This window comes from Paratissierella segnis, assembly GCF_014385195.1.
Taxonomy (GTDB): domain Bacteria; phylum Bacillota; class Clostridia; order Tissierellales; family Tissierellaceae; genus Paratissierella; species Paratissierella segnis.
In genome coordinates this window covers 46,009-64,195 of sequence record NZ_JACRTG010000001.1, presented here as the reverse complement: position 1 = coordinate 64,195, position 18,187 = coordinate 46,009, and the positions used below count along the sequence as shown (strand labels likewise).

General features: G+C 36.1%; 13 protein-coding genes. All 13 read right to left on the bottom strand.

Features of this window, described 5'->3' with window-relative positions; translation table 11 throughout:
* Positions 1 to 31: 31 nt before the first annotated feature.
* Positions 32 to 1,528, bottom strand: coding sequence for a protein kinase domain-containing protein (locus H8707_RS00285; RefSeq protein ID WP_262428142.1), 1,497 nt, complete (start codon positions 1,526 to 1,528; stop codon positions 32 to 34).
* 112 nt (positions 1,529 to 1,640) lie between these two features.
* Complete coding sequence (locus tag H8707_RS00280; protein ID WP_262428141.1) at positions 1,641 to 1,925, bottom strand: CD1845 family protein; 285 nt, start codon at positions 1,923 to 1,925, stop codon at positions 1,641 to 1,643.
* Between the two features lie 79 nt (positions 1,926 to 2,004).
* On the bottom strand, positions 2,005 to 2,340 hold the full coding sequence (locus H8707_RS00275; RefSeq protein WP_262428140.1) for a plasmid mobilization protein: 336 nt from the start codon (positions 2,338 to 2,340) through the stop codon (positions 2,005 to 2,007).
* Positions 2,340 to 9,848, bottom strand: coding sequence for an SNF2-related protein (locus H8707_RS15190; protein ID WP_449406481.1), 7,509 nt, complete (start codon positions 9,846 to 9,848; stop codon positions 2,340 to 2,342). The genes H8707_RS00275 and H8707_RS15190 overlap by 1 nt, the downstream gene beginning before the upstream one ends.
* A 73-nt stretch (positions 9,849 to 9,921) precedes the next feature.
* Positions 9,922 to 11,097: a PIN domain-containing protein gene (locus H8707_RS00260; RefSeq protein WP_262428138.1), complete on the bottom strand. Its 1,176-nt coding sequence runs from the start codon at positions 11,095 to 11,097 to the stop codon at positions 9,922 to 9,924.
* An 86-nt stretch (positions 11,098 to 11,183) separates the two neighbouring features.
* On the bottom strand, positions 11,184 to 11,405 hold the full coding sequence (locus tag H8707_RS00255; RefSeq protein ID WP_262428137.1) for a transposon-transfer assisting family protein: 222 nt from the start codon (positions 11,403 to 11,405) through the stop codon (positions 11,184 to 11,186).
* Between the two features lie 3 nt (positions 11,406 to 11,408).
* The gene (gene radC, locus H8707_RS00250; RefSeq protein ID WP_262428136.1) at positions 11,409 to 12,977 is read right to left on the bottom strand and encodes a RadC family protein; all 1,569 of its coding nucleotides are present in this window, start codon (positions 12,975 to 12,977) and stop codon (positions 11,409 to 11,411) included.
* Complete coding sequence (locus H8707_RS00245) at positions 12,964 to 13,149, bottom strand: hypothetical protein (RefSeq protein WP_262428135.1); 186 nt, start codon at positions 13,147 to 13,149, stop codon at positions 12,964 to 12,966. The genes radC and H8707_RS00245 overlap by 14 nt, the downstream gene beginning before the upstream one ends.
* Positions 13,150 to 13,153: 4 nt before the next feature.
* On the bottom strand, positions 13,154 to 15,238 hold the full coding sequence (locus H8707_RS00240; protein ID WP_262428134.1) for a type IA DNA topoisomerase: 2,085 nt from the start codon (positions 15,236 to 15,238) through the stop codon (positions 13,154 to 13,156).
* Positions 15,238 to 15,405: a hypothetical protein gene (locus H8707_RS00235; RefSeq protein WP_262428133.1), complete on the bottom strand. Its 168-nt coding sequence runs from the start codon at positions 15,403 to 15,405 to the stop codon at positions 15,238 to 15,240. Before H8707_RS00235 ends, H8707_RS00240 begins: the two co-directional genes overlap by 1 nt.
* On the bottom strand, positions 15,405 to 16,121 hold the full coding sequence (locus H8707_RS00230) for a DUF4366 domain-containing protein (protein ID WP_262428132.1): 717 nt from the start codon (positions 16,119 to 16,121) through the stop codon (positions 15,405 to 15,407). Before H8707_RS00230 ends, H8707_RS00235 begins: the two co-directional genes overlap by 1 nt.
* On the bottom strand, positions 16,108 to 16,359 hold the full coding sequence (locus tag H8707_RS00225) for a DUF4315 family protein (RefSeq protein WP_262428131.1): 252 nt from the start codon (positions 16,357 to 16,359) through the stop codon (positions 16,108 to 16,110). The genes H8707_RS00230 and H8707_RS00225 overlap by 14 nt, the downstream gene beginning before the upstream one ends.
* Positions 16,360 to 16,369: 10 nt before the next feature.
* A complete protein-coding gene (locus H8707_RS00220; protein ID WP_262428130.1) occupies positions 16,370 to 18,130 on the bottom strand; it encodes a C40 family peptidase in 1,761 nt (586 codons plus the stop codon).
* Positions 18,131 to 18,187 lie beyond the last annotated feature (57 nt).

Below are 18,187 nucleotides of genomic sequence, written 5' to 3'. Positions count from 1 at the left end.
TATGATGTAAAATTCACCTACTTTTCATTTATTATGTATTCCTTGCTAGATTTGGATAATAAATATTTATTTCATCTAAATAATCTTTTGCATTATAACGGTATGAAGCACATCCTTCTAATATCCTATATGCTATACGTTGAAGTTTATTATCTGTAACTTTACGTATGTAATTGTACATTATTCCTGCAAATAAATCATAATTCTCAAAATGACCATAGCCTGTTGCAGCGGCATATGTCTCTTCAACATTTGCTAGCAACATTGCTTGATTAGATTCCTTAAATTCAAGGATCAATTTCCAAAAATTATTTAATTGTTTATTTACTATATAGTACGAAAGTTGTTCTTGAGCTGATAACCTTAATACAAATTTCTCTACGTCAGGTGAATTAATTCCTCCTTGAATATCCTTTTCAAGAAGCAATATTCTTTCTTCTTCTGAAATATCTTTAAGTGTAACATCTAAATCATTCAACATATCATCTAATCTTGAATATCTTTTATTCCGATCTCTATCAGTCGCTTTACTAATCACATATGATAACCTATCGTTTAATTCACTGTTTCTTGTTATATAATCAATAATTTTACCTACTGAGAATATATCGCTTAATTTATCCAATTTTGTAAAGTCAGAAAGCCCTATCGGATCCATGAAGAAATGAGAGTTTTTAGGTGTTGACGTCGATTTTAAACTGTGATTTATCATTGTATCTTTGCTTAAACCAAAATCTGAAAGTATTATATGATGATCCTTTAATAAAATATTACCTAAATGTAAATCCCGATGTATTATTCCAGACATATGTACTTCAATCATTCCATATACAATTTGATTAATAATCTTTATAAGTTTTTCATCATGTATAAATGGACTCTTATCCAAATAGTCATATAAATTACAGTCACATTTTTCCATTAAATATGAATGATTATTCTCATTATAATTAAATACTTTTAATACATATGGACTTTCTGATAATTTTTCCATATTTTTATATTCATATTTAAAACGCTTTTGCCAACTTTCTTCATTAATAAACTTGTTTTTTAATTGCTTTTTATAAAATTGAGAATTGAACAAAAATATTTCACAATATGAACCTTCAAAGAGTTTTAACTCATTTTTCACTGATATATATTTATCATTTACTTCGACTTCTAATCCAAATCTTTGGAGAAATGATTTGGATTTCCTCAAAATAGTATCTTTTAATTCCTCTTCATATGAAGAAAAATTGACCAATGTTAATATCGCAGAAATAACCTTTAGCTTGGTTTCAATACCTAGGTTTGAATATTGAGCAAATAGGCTTTCAGTTTCATAATACTCAACTTCTGCCTCCATCTCAAAATAATCTTCTATAGAAAGATAATCAATTCCTAAAATTGAGTTTGATAGATAATAATCAAAAATCAAACCTTCATAATGGGCACCCATTTTCCCATTTCTATCAATGTCAACTTTTTCATTAAAAAAAATACTATCATAGTATTCAAACAACTTATTTATTGCAGATTCCATCGTTGCTCCCCCTGTATTTTCTCTTTATCATATTATATCTCATAGAGCAAATACAAACAATCTGAATAAAAAAGAGGGAGATAGCCCAAAATGCTTTCGCTCCCTCTAATAATTAAATAGCTTTAATCCGTTCATTCATCTGCCCAATTTTTCCTATTAACCAAGATGCTAATAGAGGTATTCCATAGGGGCTGATTAGATATGAAAGTAACACTATTTTAAATCCATCTTGCACTTCACCTAAGAAAATCATAGTACCTAGCGCTAAGGCGAACAGGAGCAGTGCTAAGATAGAGAGTAACATTGTTCCAAACATGCATATAAACTCACAGATGAGCAGGATGACAGTCAGTATCAGAGTAATTGGGAATAATAATATTTTAAGTAGTATCCGCATAATACATCCTCCCTTTCAATTGGTACATTGTATAGGAAAAGAATACAAGAGAAAATAAATATTGTCTATGATACAAATTTTAAATAGTATAAAGACGAGATAATATTTCGTCTGCTGTATCCCATAGTCTATCATAACTTTCCCGGAGTGAATCTATATCCTCACCGTAAATATTGCCTGTCTGGTGAACTCTTTTAGTAAGCTGATTTAAACTATTACTGGTACGGCGAAGAAGTGTCACAAGTTCTCTAATATCAGATAAATCAAGATGGATAACATAGCCATCTATAGCCATTTTACGAAGATAGGCACCCATGTTTTTCGTCCCAATTTGAGCCATCTTTTCATCTATTAGACTGCGTTCTCGCTCCGTTACCATAAAGTGTAGTTGAACATTTCTTTTTCGATTTGCCATTATCTCACCTCCAGGTATTTACCTTGCTTTTCTTTTATCTCTCTACTTGCCTGTGAGGGCTGCTTTAGGCTATCTAATACTGAGTGGCGTTCTTCTTTTGAAATCTCTCTATCAGACTGTTCCTGTGGTACAGAAACACCTACACCCATGTTTAGTTCGGCATCAAGGACAGTAAGTCGAGAAATTTTATCCTTTAGTTCCTGCTCTTGGGGGAATGGCTTACCAATCTCTGATTTTGCTGCTTCCTGCTGTTTATAGAGATTATCTAACTGATCCGTAACTACTTTTAACCTACTCTGCATATTAGCAAGGGCATTATCTATACGGGTAAGATTTCCTCTGGCATCTGTCCCTAGTTTTGCTATATGGCTCATTGCTCCTTTTAGGTTAAGATGAAATTCATTATAGAACCCATCATAAGATAGGTTCATGGTAAAACCTCGATAACTACCAATTTCCATTGTGTTTTTGCCTTTTACTTCCTTACAAGTTTCAAGTATAGCAACTCCAGCTTTATCCTTATCTATAAAGGTATTGCCTTTAATCACCATTGGTAAAAATTCACCTTCAGCAGGCATATTTTCGGAAAGAGTCTTTAAGTCCTGTTCAAATCCTTTTATATATCCTTTATTCTTCTCAATCTTTTCGGGAAAATATTTTAGTAGATTATCTTCCAAACGGTACTGATTACTCTGATGGTTTGCCTTTAAAAGCTTTAGTTTTGCCACATCAATATCCAAATCCATCTTTTCCTTGATTTTTGGATTGCCGGCACAAAGAGCCTTGATTTCCGCATAGGATAAAGCTACTTCATCCACATCTTCACAAGAGCGAACAGGACTTTTTGAGGTCATAATCTGTGAAATGAATTTCTGCTTGTTCTCTACGGTTTGCCACAAATAAGCATCGAAGGTTGCCTCTGTTACATATCTAAAAATATCTACTTCATCATTCATATTACCCTGTCTTTCAATTCTACCTGCACGCTGGGTTAAGTCCCCTGGTCGCCATGGACAATCTAAATCGTGAAGTGCTACAAGACGGTCCTGAATATTCGTTCCTGCCCCGCATTTTTGGGTACTACCAATAAGTACACGGACATCACCACTACGCACCTTTGCAAATAGTTCTTTCTTCCTGACTTCCGTATTTGCCTCATGGATAAAGGCTACTTCATTGGCAGGTACGCCTTTTTTAATCAGTTTATCACGTATATCATCATAGACATTAAAGGTTGCTGTATAGGTATCTTCCCCTTGGTCTAAGCTGTCCTCCAAAGCATATAGCTCTGTACCATTAATGGTTTTATTTCCTGCCTCTGCCACTCTTTGCACCTGTGATGTTCTTCCTTTAGGGGTAGAAATATCGCAGAAAACAAGCTGTGTCAGTCTTTCTGATGAACCCTTATCCCAAATGCTGTAGATATTATTTATACAGGCATTTACCTTACTATTTTCATCATCAGGAAGAAGTGGATTAATAATACGTTGGTCAAGCCCTAATTTCCGTCCATCTGACGTGATTTTTAGCATATTATCAATAGAAGGATCAACCTGATTTGCCTGTATTCGGGCGGCTCTGTCAGATAAATCTTTTACCATTTCCTCCTGTATTTCTGTAGGTTTTACTGCAATGGTATGATAGTTTGCTTTTGGGGTAGGTAGGTTTAACTGGTCTGCTGTTTTAATATCTGCTACCTCTTTGAACATTGCCATAAGCTCAGGTAGATTAAAGAATTTAGAAAACCTCGTCCTTGCCCGATACCCTGTTCCTTCAGGTGCAAGTTCAATGGCAGTTGCAGTTTCTCCAAATGTACTTGCCCAAGAATCAAAATGAACAAGTCCATTTCTTTGCAATGTATTGTATTGGAGATACCTCATCATAGTATAAAGCTCAGTCATGGAATTTGAGACAGGGGTACCCGTGGCAAATACAATCCCCTTACCACCAGTTAGTTCATCCATATAACGACATTTCATAAACATATCGCTGGATTTTTTGGCATCAGTGGTGGATAGTCCTGCTACATTACGCATTTTGGTATATAAAAATAGGTTTTTATAATTATGTGCCTCATCTACATAAAGTCTATCAACTCCCAGTTGTTCAAAGGTTACAACGTCATCTTTACGTTCCTGTGATTGTAATTTTTCTAGTCTTTGCTCTAAGCCTTTCTTTGTTCTTTCTAACTGTTTGACAGTAAACCGTTCACCGCCACTTGCTTTAACTTCTTCAATTCCTTCTAATATTTCATCAATCTGTTCACGAAGAAGGCGTTCCTGCCTTTCAAGGGACATAGGGATTCTCTCAAATTGACTATGTCCTATAATAACTGCATCATAATCACCTGTAGCTATTCTGGCACAGAATTTCTTACGGTTTTTCGTTTGAAAGTCCTTCTTTGTGGCCACCAAAATATTGGCGGCAGGATATAGCCTTAGAAATTCACTTGCCCATTGCTCTGTAAGGTGATTTGGCACGGCAAAGAGTGGTTTTTGACAAAGTCCTAACCTTTTGCTTTCCATAGCAGCAGCTACCATTTCAAAGGTTTTTCCTGCACCTACTTCGTGGGCAAGAAGAACATTATCTCCATAAAGAATATGGGCAATAGCATCTACCTGATGGGGTCTTAATGTGATTTCAGGATTCATGCCTACAAAATTAATATGCTTTCCATCGTATTCACGGGGACGGATAGAGTTAAATTTTTCATTATATTTTTTAACTAAGGTCTGCCGTCTATCTGCATCTCTCCAAATCCAATCTCGAAATTCATCCTTAATAGCTTGTTGCTTTTGTTGTGCCAAGGTAGTAGCATCCTTATTTAGTACACGTTTTTCCTTGCCATCAGCATCAGTTATAGTGTCATAAATACGAACATCACGAAGGTTTAAACTGTCCTCCAAAATTTTATAAGCATTGGCTCGATCTGTTCCATAAGTAACATATGCTGCCACATTATTATAGCCAACAGCATTTTTATTGCTAATATTCCATTCAGCAGTAAAAGGAGCATACTTTACTTCTACCTCTCCTTGAAGTCGATAGGGAGTATCGAATAACTCATACATAAACTGCTGAATATATTCCTTATCAATCCAAGTAGCACCAAGACGGACATCAATTTCAGAGGCATCAAGGTCTTTTGGCTGTGCAGCCTCTAAAGCCTCCACATTAGGTCTAAACATATCTGAGGATTGTGCTGCCAGCTTTGCAGTATGAAGTTTTTCTCTTACATTACCTGAAAGGTATTCATCTGCCGTAACATAATTTATAGGGCTATCATCATCAAGAGTAGAAGAAAGGGGGAAGATAACACCTCCTAAATCATCAGCAAGCTCTTCCTTAGTAATTCCTGTAAGCTTTGCCATATACTCCATATCTACCTTTGCTTTTTCAGCTATGGAAAGTGCCAATGCCTCACTTGCAGTATCTACGGAATGAACTGTCATACGCTTTTTAATGGTACGCTTGGTAAACATATCTGCCTTAGCTTTTAGATTGCCGTTTTCGTCTACATCTTCAAGGGAGCAGAGGAGATAATAGGAGTTATCGTCACTAAAGGCAAGGCTGTTGCCACGACTATTAATGAGTCCATATTTGGCAGTAAAACTATCATAAAGTTGATTTAAAGTTTCCTGTTCTTCCTTAATAGTTTCCTCACTGTAATCCTCCAGTTGATAGTAAATAAGCTTATCTACACACTCCCTAAGTTCTATCATTCCTTTAATTCTTTCTTTTGCAGTTTCATTGGTATTTGGCTTTACCATACGGGAATTTTCACGGTAATATACCTCACCGTCTACGAGGGTATAGGAGAAGTTTTTTACTGTAGGGTCAGCGGGAATAGAAACATCATTACTTAATTCTATATCAGGTAAATCTATTTCTGATATGCTACCTTCAATATTTAGAACAGCAGATTTTAATTGTTCTGAAAGGTCAGCATTAGGAAGGGGTGTACAAGTGCTTTCCATACCAAAGGGACCACTTTTCATTTCCATTGTTCCTAAAATCATTTCAGGATTGTCGGCAAAATAGCTGTTTAGTGTAATTCCATCTTCATTGGTATCAAGATGTATCCAATCCCTATCCACATCAAGGGGGCTATCACGCTTTTGTAAGAATATAATATCGCTTGTAACCTCAGTTCCTGCATTTTTAAAGGCATTGTTAGGAAGTCTGATTGCGCCAAGTAATTCAGCTCTCTGTGCAAGATATCGGCGAACATCAGGATTTTGTTTATCCATTGTTCCCTTTGAGGTAATAAAGGCAACTACACCTCCTGGACGAACTTTGTCCAGTGCCTTTGCAAAGAAGTGGTCATGAATGAGAAAATTGTTGCTATCATAACGCTTTTCATTTATTTTATAGTTTCCAAAGGGTACATTACCAATAGCAAGGTCAAAAAAACTATCAGGTAGTTCTGTCTTTTCAAATCCTGTAATAGAAATGTTGGCATTAGGATAAAGCTGTTTTGCAATTCTACCAGTAAGGCCATCTAGTTCAATACCATATAGATTGGAGTTTTGCATACTATCAGGGAGCATACCAAAAAAATGTCCAATTCCACAGGCAGGCTCTAAGATATTTCCTGTGGTAAATCCCATATTTTCTACTGCATCATAAATGGCTTTAATAACTGTAGGACTTGTGTAGTGGGCATTGAGGGTAGACGCTCTTGCCGTGCTGTACTCATCTTCAGATAACAGGGATTTTAATTGTGAATATTCACTAATAAAACTACTATTATCCTTATCAAAGACTTCGGATAAACCTCCCCAGCCAACATAGTGGGATAGGATTTCTTGTTCCTCTTTTGTAGCAGAGCGACCTTCTTTTTCTATGATTTGCAAAGTAGTAATGGCTGCTATATTTTGTAAAAATTTCTCACGTTTATTTCTTTCACCTAAATGTTCATCAGTAATGCGAAAGTTTTCAGCTTTTTCTTGAGACATTTCTGATTGAGGATAAAGTTCTAAAAACCTTAAAAAGCTTTCCCTACTTTCTGATCTTAAGATGGGATATAGCAAAGATGGGTCACGCAATGTTACATGATAATCTGTTATTTCCTCAACTAAAAAAGGCGTACCGTTTTCTAAATATACGGTATCGCCTTTGCTATAAGGAATAGGAATAGTTTCTTCTATAATCTCCTGTGTCATTTCTTGGGTTGTTTCTTCTTGTTTTACTCCTTCCTCTGAATTTTCTATAGGGATAGGAGTGGGAGCAATAGGTTCTTCTATAGTCTCTCTTGTATCAGATACAGGTGGTCTTTCTATAATTCCAGCCTTTTCACGCTGTAGTTCTTCAAACATTTTTTTTTCTTCAGAAGTCATATAGCGGTCAATGGAAATAAGGTAGTCAATTCGTTTAGCAACTTTACTCCAATTTAGAAGTAACTTATCATCATTTTCCCTACGACTATACACAATGCCTTTTGCATCGTGCATTTGATTGCTATTGTCCGCCCCAGAAAGGGCATGACTTCTGCCTCCTGTACCATATTCCTGCTTTAAAAAATCTGCTTTTTCTTTAGGGCTATGGGATTGTGTAAAAAAGTCATAAATACGATATTTTCCATCTTGAACACCACTTCCACTTGTAAGTTCCTTATCAACCTCGTCCTGTGTAATGAACATGGTAAAATCATCAATATTAGTAAGGGTAGAGGAAAACTCTCGTCTTGGTAAATCTAAATCCATCAAATCAGAGAGTAGCCTTTGTGGTTTATGAAAGTGAAAACGCAGAATTGTATGGTCTTGTTCATAAGTAGAGGTAAACTCTTGTAATGATTTAATAATCATTTCTCTGTCATTGGAGTCACCTAATAGCTGTGCTATATGATTGGTGGAATCAGGAAAGCCACCTTTAAATATTTCCTCATTAAAAAATTGTCCTTTTATCTTATCGGAAAAATCCTGATGTAAATACCAAAATGTTTGTGCAAGCTCTTGTCTTTCATAGGCTCCTGCCTTATCTAATATATCCTGTGTTACAAATTGTCCATCCTTTAGAAGTTCCTCAATTCTTTCTGCAACATCTATCCAACTAATAACTTCCTTGGAAGGAGAGTAAAGAGCAGTTTCTCCTTTAGAAATATGGATACCATCAGTATGAAACCATATAGATATCTTTTGTCCATCTATATATAGTCCTTTGCCACCTTGGCATTCACTTTGTAAAAAGTCTGCTTTTTCTTCTAATGATTTGTCCTTTTGGTAGAATGAAATGATTCTTAATAAGCTATTATTACTATTACTTCCTGTTCTTAAAATAGAGTCAATTTGATTTTGTGGCATAGAAAAAACGGGGTAAGTAAAAGGTTTGTTAATCCTTTCTTTCCCCGTTATTCTTTGTATCTGTTCTTCTTCCGTTGGAAACAGAGTTAACTGTATATAAGCTCCGTCAGTATGATTTCCTCTGCCTGTGCTTTCAAGTTGTTCATGTAACCCACCCATTCCATCTGATTTTTCATCTTGTCTGGTGCTGGCTGAACTTTCTGTAAGTCCTCCATTATCTGTGTTAATCTCCTGTTGGATGTTTTGTCTATCTCCAATAGATGGAGAAATAGTTTCTCCCTCAACAGCAGGGAATTGAATAAGGGTGTTCGATGTTCCTGAAGATATTTCTTTCTCATTCTGCCGTATTTGCCTAGTGGACTCTGTTCCTTGTTGTCCGTCTGCTCTGTCAACCCGATGTTGGGTATCAGATAATCCCCGTTCTTGATATAAGTGATTTCGTTCATATTTCTGGCTCCTTTCACGTTCTGTTTTAATAATAGTAACTGCTATTTCTCTAAATATCTGCTCTGATTGTTCACTAACCGCTGTACCTAGTAGTGCAACGGTATCAGCAATATTAAAGTCAAATATGGGTAGAAAATCTTCATGCTCAAAGTATCCATCAGAATCTAATCCGCATCGTTTCATCAAAGTATATGCTGTGCTAACGGTAGCGGCATCTTCAAAAGCCTTTCGGATATTGTCCTCATCATATTCCTCTAAAAAGCTGTTTTCTATGAGATAATTTATATCCTCTTTGTGATTATCATAATACTCCTTAGACATATTCCTTGCAATGTTATAAAAGGCATTGGGAAGATTATTATCCTCTGCATCAAATTTATTCTTTAGCATTTCTAAAATCTGTTCTTTATGATGTTCCTGCATATTCCAAAGATAAGGATAACGAGAATTTTCTCTGCCTCCTGTATCGGAGACATCAAAAACATACCTTAATTTTAGAGTGTCGCCAGTGGGGTCAAATAATGCAATTCCCTTTGAGCCACGGCGGACATATCTGTTCATTTTGTTGTTCCACAGGTCATATTCAGCACAAGCCGTAGCATCAGGTCTTTGTGCATAAATCATGAGCTGTTCATGGTAGTTGTATCTGTAAAGCCTTCCCACAGTATTAAGAAAACCAGTCCAATCTTCAAGACTGCTTGTAAGACGTTTGGCGGTTTTCTCTGCCAACTGTGTAAAAACTTGTGCTTTATTTACCATATTCGTCCTCCCTTTTATCCAAAATAAAACAACCACGTCTTCAAAGAGACATGGTTGTTTTATTTATCATTGACTAATGGTTATAATATTCCTCCAAAGCATCCATTTTATCTGCATAAGCATCTTCTTCTGGATTGCTTGATGGAATGATTTCTCTCTTATATCTTGTATCTTTATTCAACTGCAAATCAAAATTTATTGATATAATATCTAATTCAGCCTTATGCTCATCAATTTCATTTTTAAAAATAAATTCACATTCAAATTCAGGAGTATGCTCCTCATAAACATTAATACGTTCAAGGAATATATACTCTTTTTCTTCGGAATCCCAAATAGAGTTATCCTCATCAACGTATGAGCAAATTGCAGAAATAAATGCTTTTGCCTCGACAATTACACTAACTGTATCAGCAGAAATTTCATTAATTGAAATAAACTTGTAATCAACATCTTTAATGGAATCAATATAAACATCATCATAATAGTATCCATGACATATTCCTTTTCGATCACAATCAGTTCCGTCAACATCTATATCCTTCTTATCTAAAGCTGAATAAATGGATTGGCATAGTATGCTTCGCATATCATCTGAAATCAAATCCACTATTATTCCGTATGCTATTTCCTGTTCTTTGTTAATCAAGTTAAAGATTTCTTTTAATGAATCATATGTTTCTATACCCTTATGTCCTTTCAGTGCCTCTCTAAATTTATTGTCATCACTAACAACAAAAACCGAATTTTCCTCATTGAAAATAGATTTAAGCTTGGATATCATTATTGCATCGGGAAACTCGAATCTTTTATTATCACTATTAGCAAACGGCGGATTTCCTTCAAAATAATCTTCTATAATTTGATTACAATCAATGTCAGAACAATCTAATATAGTCGTATTTGTATTTTTTAAAAATGTTTCAAAATCCATAATTATTTCTGTAAGCATTTGCTTTTTGTCAGGCTTAGAAAATAAATAAGAGAAACTCCACTGTTCTAAATAATTAATTGAAATTGTTTTAAATGAAAAGTTTCTTGCTTCTTTAAATTTGTTATCTATTTTCGATATTTCACCCTTAATACGATTTAGTATCTCTCCTTTTACTACGCTGCTAATATATAGATTAATTTTACCAGTAGCTATAAACTTCTCAAGGATATTAAAAATACCTTTTTCGCTAAAATCATATTTTGTAGCAACAAAAATATTAGTGTCTAAAAAGACAGAAATTGGATACTTAAGCATCCTATATTACCTCCCTTATTGTATTAGTGTGACTATATGTCAAATTATACAAGTATCATATTTCAAAATCAATAAGTTATTTCTAACTATCCCCCAAAATCAGCAATCATTTCTGCTGTAATACTGTCAAACTCTCCATCATTCATAGCAGTTATCTTATCTATAACTGATTGTGTAAGTTCCAAAAGTTCAGTTTCATCTTTTCCCAAATGAGTTTTCATTTCTGCAAGTTCCGAAAGCAAATCCATTCTTGTGCCTGCACTGTAGATACATATTAAATTCCTTTCTTCCACGGTAAATTTACTCATTAATCATCGCTCCTTTTCTGTACCTATTTGAGGTATTCTTTTCTGCTTATCTTTTTCTATGAATGGCTTTGTTTTAAGCTGTTCCACTACAGAAGATTTCCTGTCCTTTCTTTCTGCTTTTACAGTTTGCACCAACGCTGCTACAGTAGGCTTATTATTGATAATACCGTCCAGTTGGTTATAATTTTGTTCTACTGATTTTTCAGCAGTTTCTAAATAGTTTATTTCAGGTAGAAAGTAGGGTTGTTCAGCAAAACCAAAGCTGTCAACGTAATGAAAGGATAACCTATCATTTACTTTTAGTGCAATGATGTCGCTGACGGAAAGGGAGTGTCCCTTAAAATTAGTAGGATGGTTTATATTAAACTGTTCATATAACTTATTAAGAGTATGATTTTGATCTCCGTTATAATTGGGTAGGGGTGCGGTATAGATAATCTCATAATTATCATGGTCTACAGAGAGTCCAGTATTTTGCAATCGTTCTAATCCTTCAAATCGATAATCCCGGAGTTCCTCTCCACTTTTAATCTGATAAATTGCAAAGGAGTCAGCTGAAGTTTCTAAAAATCTCTGTTCAAGTTCCGATACAGAAGATTTTTCTTGGTCTTTCATGGTCTCATAATCCTGTAAGGCTATCCAGTCTGTACGCTGAATCCCAAATATTCCACTGTGCTTATCTATATCCTCATAATCAAGTGCCATTGCCTCAGTATCATCTTCATAAAGCAGGTATACTGACAAATCTTGTTCAAATAATTCTGCGACACGTTCTCTTGATAGTGGTAGCATCTCATCATCTAAATATCCGTAAGAATTGCGGTCTTTAATGCTTATGTCAGGATCAGGCAAAGGATAGGTATGTTCTTGTATTGGTATCATAAAATCAGATTCTTGTTCCTTTTCTGTCCCAGTAAAACCATTTTCCCCTTCTTTTATTGATTGTGATGCGTTAATATCATAAGTTTCTACTGTTTCCAGTACTCCCTTTGCCTTAAAGGAATATAGCTCTTTATGATTAATGCCATTAATAATTAAGTGATCTAAAACTTTAATCCCTAATAGTTTTCCAGTCTCCTCTAAGCGTCTGGTAATGTTAATATCCTCTGTACTTGGAGTTAAATCTCCAGATGGATGGTTATGGCAAAGAATCACGGAATTTGCTTTGTTAATGATGGCATTTCTAAATACTTCCCTTGGGTGTACCAGTGAGCTATTAATCGTCCCAACGGACACAACTTCATGGTCAATAACACGATTTTTGGTGTTGAGAAATGCTACGACAAATGCTTCCTTATCATAAATATTATCCATCACCGAATGAAAAAAGCCAGATGCACTTTCAGGTGAATTAATTACAGGGTTTCGAGTATTTATACCACGGCTCATTCTATATAAATCGAGAAAGGCTTGATGTTTTTCCCGTTGAACTGGAGTAGCAAGGAGCTGTGTGGCATTGTCCACCAAGGCATTTAATCCCTTTCTCTGGGCATATTCTATAGCGTCATCCTCTTTAACACCGATAATTCTTGAAAAGGCTTGAATATAGCGAAGTTCATCAGTAGTTGCCATCTTTATCCACCTCCTGGTCCTCTGCTAAATCCATGAGTAAGAACAAATCCTTTAGCTTTTCAGCATCCTCTTCTTTTGCGATATATTCCTTGGGGTTTTCACGTAACTTTAATATATCCTCTGTATTTACTTCAATATCTAAGAGTGTCTTAATCAAATTTTTAATATTCATGTTTTTACCATCCTTTCTTTGCAGGAAACTCCATTTTAAAATTCACATACTTACCACCTGTATCATTGAGAATGATAATAGCATCATAGGTCTTACCTGTTTTTTCAGAGTAACAGCCTTTTAATTCTACTTTCCCATTTTTCAAAAGTTCTCTTGCTATGTTCTTGGTTAATTTCTTTTTCTTTGCAGTAAAAAACTTATTTTCTTTCCATAGAGCAAAACCACAGGCTCTGTTTTCACAGCAAAATCCTTTCTTGTTTTCTTTTACATGACTACCACAGCGAGGACATTTGCCAATAGATTCTTCTTTGGATTTTGAAGGAAAAAGAGTATTTGCACCATCAATTATCTTATAAGTGGATACAAGGTCTTTTGTCATATGGGATATACCATCTAAAAAGGTCATTGGAGAGAGTGTTCCATGTTCAATTTGCTTTAGCTGTTCCTCCCATTCAGCGGTAAGTTGTGCTGATTTTATGACTTCCGGTAAAACTGTAATCAAAGCAATTCCCTTATGAGTAGGAATAAAGTGCTTTGTCTTTTTCTGCCCCTTACGCTCTGCTAATCCTGTTTTAATGAGTTTTTCTAAAATTCCTGCACGGGTGGCTGGAGTACCAATGCCTTTACGCTCTGTATCATCTACTGCATTGTTTGAATTTTCCATAGCAGAAAGTAGGGTATCATCGGTAAAATGCTTTGGTGGACTGGTCTTTCCTTCCTTAATTGTAGCCTTTGCAGTAAATACTTCACCTTGGGTAATAGGTGGCAGGGTAGTATATTTTTCTTCTTGATGTTGTTCCTTTTTAGTATCAAGATATATTTTCTGAACTGACTTCCAACCATCCTCAAGTATGGTTTTTCCCTTTGCTGTAAATATTGCACCACTATATTTTGCAGTTATAAGGGTTTCTGCATAGCGACAGTTGTCTCCAACTGCACAAACTAAACGTAGGGCGATACGGAGTAAGACTTCTCTTTCGCCGAAGGGAAGGGAGTGAATATCATAGTTTTCTACACCCAAAGTAGTAATAATCCCATGATGGTCACTTACCTTGCTATTATCAATTATTTGTCCTGTATTGATAGATAGTTGTACATCTTCAGGCATAAAAAATCCTGCTGTCATTTTTACCAAAGCAGGGATACTGTCTTTCATATCCTCAGTAACATAACAGCTGTCTGTTCGAGGATAGGTTACTAATTTCTTTTCATAAAGACTTTGAACATATTCTAAGGTCTGCTCTGCGGTAAAGCCCAGCTGTCTGTTTGTCTCCCTTTGCAAAGTAGTTAGGTCATAGAGTTTAGGCGGCTTTTCTGACTTTTCTTTGCTTTCCACCGATTCAATGGTTATGTTCTGCCCGTCACAGGCATTGCGTAAAGTTTCTGCCTCCTCTTTTTCTTGAAGTCTTTCTCCTGATAGAGTAAGATTGCCTAAATCAAGCTGTACGATATAGAAAGGCGTTACTTTAAAGTTGGCTATGTTTTCTTCACGCTCTACCATCATGGCAAGGGTAGGAGACATGACTCTACCTACATTTAAGGTCTGCCCATAGAGAAGGGAAAACAATCTGGTGGCATTAATGCCTACAATCCAGTCTGCTTTGGCTCGGCAGAGTGCAGATTGATAAAGTAATTCATAATCTGATCCATTACGAAGATTTTTAAAACCCTCATCAATGGCACTTTCCTCCATTGATGAAATCCAAAGCCTTTTAATGGGCTTTTTACAAGAGAACTTTTCATATACCAATCGGAAGATGAGTTCTCCTTCACGGCCTGCATCTGTAGCTGCAATAATCTCCGTAACATCACTGCGTTTCATCAATCCTCCAATGATTTTCATCTGCTTTTCTTTGCCCTTTGAGATGACATATTTCCAATTAGAGGGTAGGATAGGCAAATCTTCATACTGCCATTTAGCATATTTTTCATCATAGCAATCGGCAGATGCAAGTTCCACCAAATGACCCACACACCATGACACAAGATAGTATTTGCCTTCCATATATCCATCTTTTCTATTTGTAGCCCCAATTACAGTGGCAATACTTTGTGCCACAGATGGTTTTTCTGCTATAACGAGTTTCATTATTTTTTCTTCCTTTCTTTATGTGTAGGTGTAGTCTCTTTTTTATTTATAGAACCATCTCTTTTTTTACGTCTTTTATTATCAGGGGCAGGAGATGTTTTCTCCCGCCCGTATATAGGTTTTTGTACCATCATTTTTTCATAAACACTGTCTGTAAAATAGGTCATCAAATATCCTCACTTTCATCTTCTTCATCCTCATCTTCATTTTCGTATTCATATTCATCGTCGTAGTCCTCATCATCTTCAAAATCATATTCTTCAAGTAATGTATTGCCCTTGGTGTTTTCCTTATTTTTTAGAACCTTGAAATAGTAAAATCCACCACCTGCTATACCTACAATCAGTAAGATAAGTAATGTACTTCCTGCAGTATTACCTTTTTCTTCAGTAGTTTCAGGTTCAGGAGTATGAGTTGTGGTCTTTCCTGTACACTTAGTAAGGTCATTTCTGCAAAGAGGACAATTCTGGTCTACCTTGCCATCTTCACAAAGGTCAGTACAATTGCATACTTGTGATACTTGGGGCTGTTCTGGAGTTTCTCCCTCAATAAGTGCAAGCAAGTCAGCCTCATCTACAAGATTTAGGAAGTAGACATTTTCTTTGTCTCCAGCCCGGTCGATTATTAAGTAGAAGTAGTTTCCGTTCTTGGAAACAAGGGTCACGAATTGCTTATCCTCGGCTTCTTCCTCTGAAATATCATCTACAAGGGTTAAATTGCCATCGGGAGTGAGAGGAGCAGAGTCAGTTTTTGGCATTTCACCTTCTTCAGGAATGAGTGGAATTTCTTCACCACCACCTGCAAAAGCTGTTATTGGAAATGCTAATAAGCAAAGAAATACTGCAAATAAAGTAGCAAAGATACGAATGTTAATTTTCTTCATGGTTTATTTCCTCCTGTTTGTGAATAAAAAAAGACGCATCGTTTTTTTCTCGATACGCCTTTAAAAATTCAGATAGTTCAGTGGTATTCATTTTGGTACTGCGAACAAGTTCTACAATCTCCGTATTTTCTAGTTCTGTTTTCTTTCGCTCCAATTCTCGGAGCTTACTCTGTAAAACAGATATTTTTTCCTTTGTTTTTGCTATTTCTAAAATTACTTTTTCTTTCTTCTTACTCATTGAATCCCTCCTAATCCAAACGCCCATAGGCATAGAAATGTTGTGTCCAATAGGTGCTATTTACAGAGGTATACTGTATGGGGTTTCCGCAGTGGATCATCATGCCATTTCCAACATAAATACCAACATGAGATACTGCACCACTGCTTGCATAAGTCCCTGTAAAGAAGATAATATCTCCGGGTCTTGCTTCACTTGGTGGTATTATGGCACATTGATTAAAAATACCTTGTGCAGTTGTTCGGCTTATGGAGTATACTCCTGATTGGTTTAACACCCAGCATACAAAGCCAGAACAGTCAAAACTGGTAGAGGGGGAGCTGCCACCCCATACATAGGGATAGCCTAAATACTTTTCCGCCTCATGAATAAGAGCAGCAAAAGCAGGGTCGGTCAGTGCATCTGGTGGTATATCATAATCTGTATATTCACCCATATTAGGAGCATAAATATTACCCTCAAACAAGTAAGACTTATTACCTTGGGTTTCCATATACACACTGAACATTTCATACTGCTCCCCAGTTAAATGGCTGTCAGCAATAATGCTGATGTCTTTATTCTTCAGAGTAATATGAAGAATGTAATAGTCATAGGGAACTTCTACCGTATAAGTGTCACTGTGGATATTCCCCTCCTCATCCATCCATGTATCAGTGCGTGTTTCTGTTCGGTAACGTACTTCTATTTCTTCATGGGTAGTAAGGGAGTATTGTTCATCAAACAAGACCCTAAGTTCATCCTGTACCTCGGACCTTTTATATACCTGTAACTTTGCGGTTAGATAAGAGGCAAGGGTAAAGGGATTGTGTCCGATTTCATCTAAATGATATTGGTACTCGTCATACCCTGAATACTCGCTTTCTATATTGTTAATGCGTGCCTGTAATGCTCGTTCCAGTAGGGTATAATCATCATCTACGGCTATTATATCCTCGTCCTCAGAAGTGTAAGAAGTTCCTACTATACTTTGAAAACCGCCCTCCATCATAATGGAGCAGGAAGATATTGCACTTATTAAAAACATAAGGACTGCCCCAATTCCAAGGGCAATCAAAATGCCCTTTTTATTTCTGACAATAAATTGTGTGATTTTTTCAGTGGCACTTGTTGTCTTTTTTACTGCTGTTTTTGTATTCTTAGCTGTTTGGTGAGCTGTCTTAGCACCTTTTCCATACCGATTTGCAATGTATTGTTTTTTAATTGCTTGCTTTTGCTGCCAACGGGATATTGGATTGGCGCTAACTTTGGGATTATCTCGTAAACTCTTTTTATAAAGATAATTTACCTCTGCTTTAACTGTCTGTTTTTCTGCTTTGGCAAGGGTTTGATAGGGTTTCAGCTTATGACTACGATAGCCACTGTGTATTCGTCTTGCTCCAAACTCCATGCCTTGCTCTGTCTTATGAGCTGCCTCCACGCCTACATTGTCCTGTTCACCCTCACGGATCTCCTTATGAATTTTATTAAGCAACTCCCTCTGTGGAATTGTCTTAACAGCATGATGCAGCTTAGATGGTGGTTTGGGTTTATCTGTTTCTTCAAAATATAAACGCACCTTTGCTTTGCCTGTTTGGGCATCAAAAGTGCGTTCTTTATTGATATATTTTTTCTTCGGTATTTTATCCTGTGCCTTTTCTAATTTATCCCCTGCTTTTTCTGCTTTCTTTAAGGGTTTTTCAAGTTCAGGGTCGGCACGTTCTTCATTAGTAAATGTAAGCCTTGATACCTTTCCAGCAGGACGGAATGGTCTTTTACTGTTTTGGCTCATAAAACACCTCCTATTCTTAGATTTAATTTTAATATAAAATAACCCGCCAATTGACGG

Bases quoted from the DNA above. Each gene is read 5' to 3' on its own strand.
- H8707_RS00285 (WP_262428142.1), bottom strand. From the start codon at position 1,528: ATGGAATCTGCAATAAATAAGTTGTTTGAATACTATGATAGTATTTTT.
- H8707_RS00280 (WP_262428141.1), bottom strand. From the start codon at position 1,925: ATGCGGATACTACTTAAAATATTATTATTCCCAATTACTCTGATACTG.
- H8707_RS00275 (WP_262428140.1), bottom strand. From the start codon at position 2,340: ATGGCAAATCGAAAAAGAAATGTTCAACTACACTTTATGGTAACGGAG.
- H8707_RS15190 (WP_449406481.1), bottom strand. From the start codon at position 9,848: ATGGTAAATAAAGCACAAGTTTTTACACAGTTGGCAGAGAAAACCGCC.
- H8707_RS00260 (WP_262428138.1), bottom strand. From the start codon at position 11,097: ATGCTTAAGTATCCAATTTCTGTCTTTTTAGACACTAATATTTTTGTT.
- H8707_RS00255 (WP_262428137.1), bottom strand. From the start codon at position 11,405: ATGAGTAAATTTACCGTGGAAGAAAGGAATTTAATATGTATCTACAGT.
- radC (WP_262428136.1), bottom strand. From the start codon at position 12,977: ATGGCAACTACTGATGAACTTCGCTATATTCAAGCCTTTTCAAGAATT.
- H8707_RS00245 (WP_262428135.1), bottom strand. From the start codon at position 13,149: ATGAATATTAAAAATTTGATTAAGACACTCTTAGATATTGAAGTAAAT.
- H8707_RS00240 (WP_262428134.1), bottom strand. From the start codon at position 15,238: ATGAAACTCGTTATAGCAGAAAAACCATCTGTGGCACAAAGTATTGCC.
- H8707_RS00235 (WP_262428133.1), bottom strand. From the start codon at position 15,405: ATGACCTATTTTACAGACAGTGTTTATGAAAAAATGATGGTACAAAAA.
- H8707_RS00230 (WP_262428132.1), bottom strand. From the start codon at position 16,121: ATGAAGAAAATTAACATTCGTATCTTTGCTACTTTATTTGCAGTATTT.
- H8707_RS00225 (WP_262428131.1), bottom strand. From the start codon at position 16,359: ATGAGTAAGAAGAAAGAAAAAGTAATTTTAGAAATAGCAAAAACAAAG.
- H8707_RS00220 (WP_262428130.1), bottom strand. From the start codon at position 18,130: ATGAGCCAAAACAGTAAAAGACCATTCCGTCCTGCTGGAAAGGTATCA.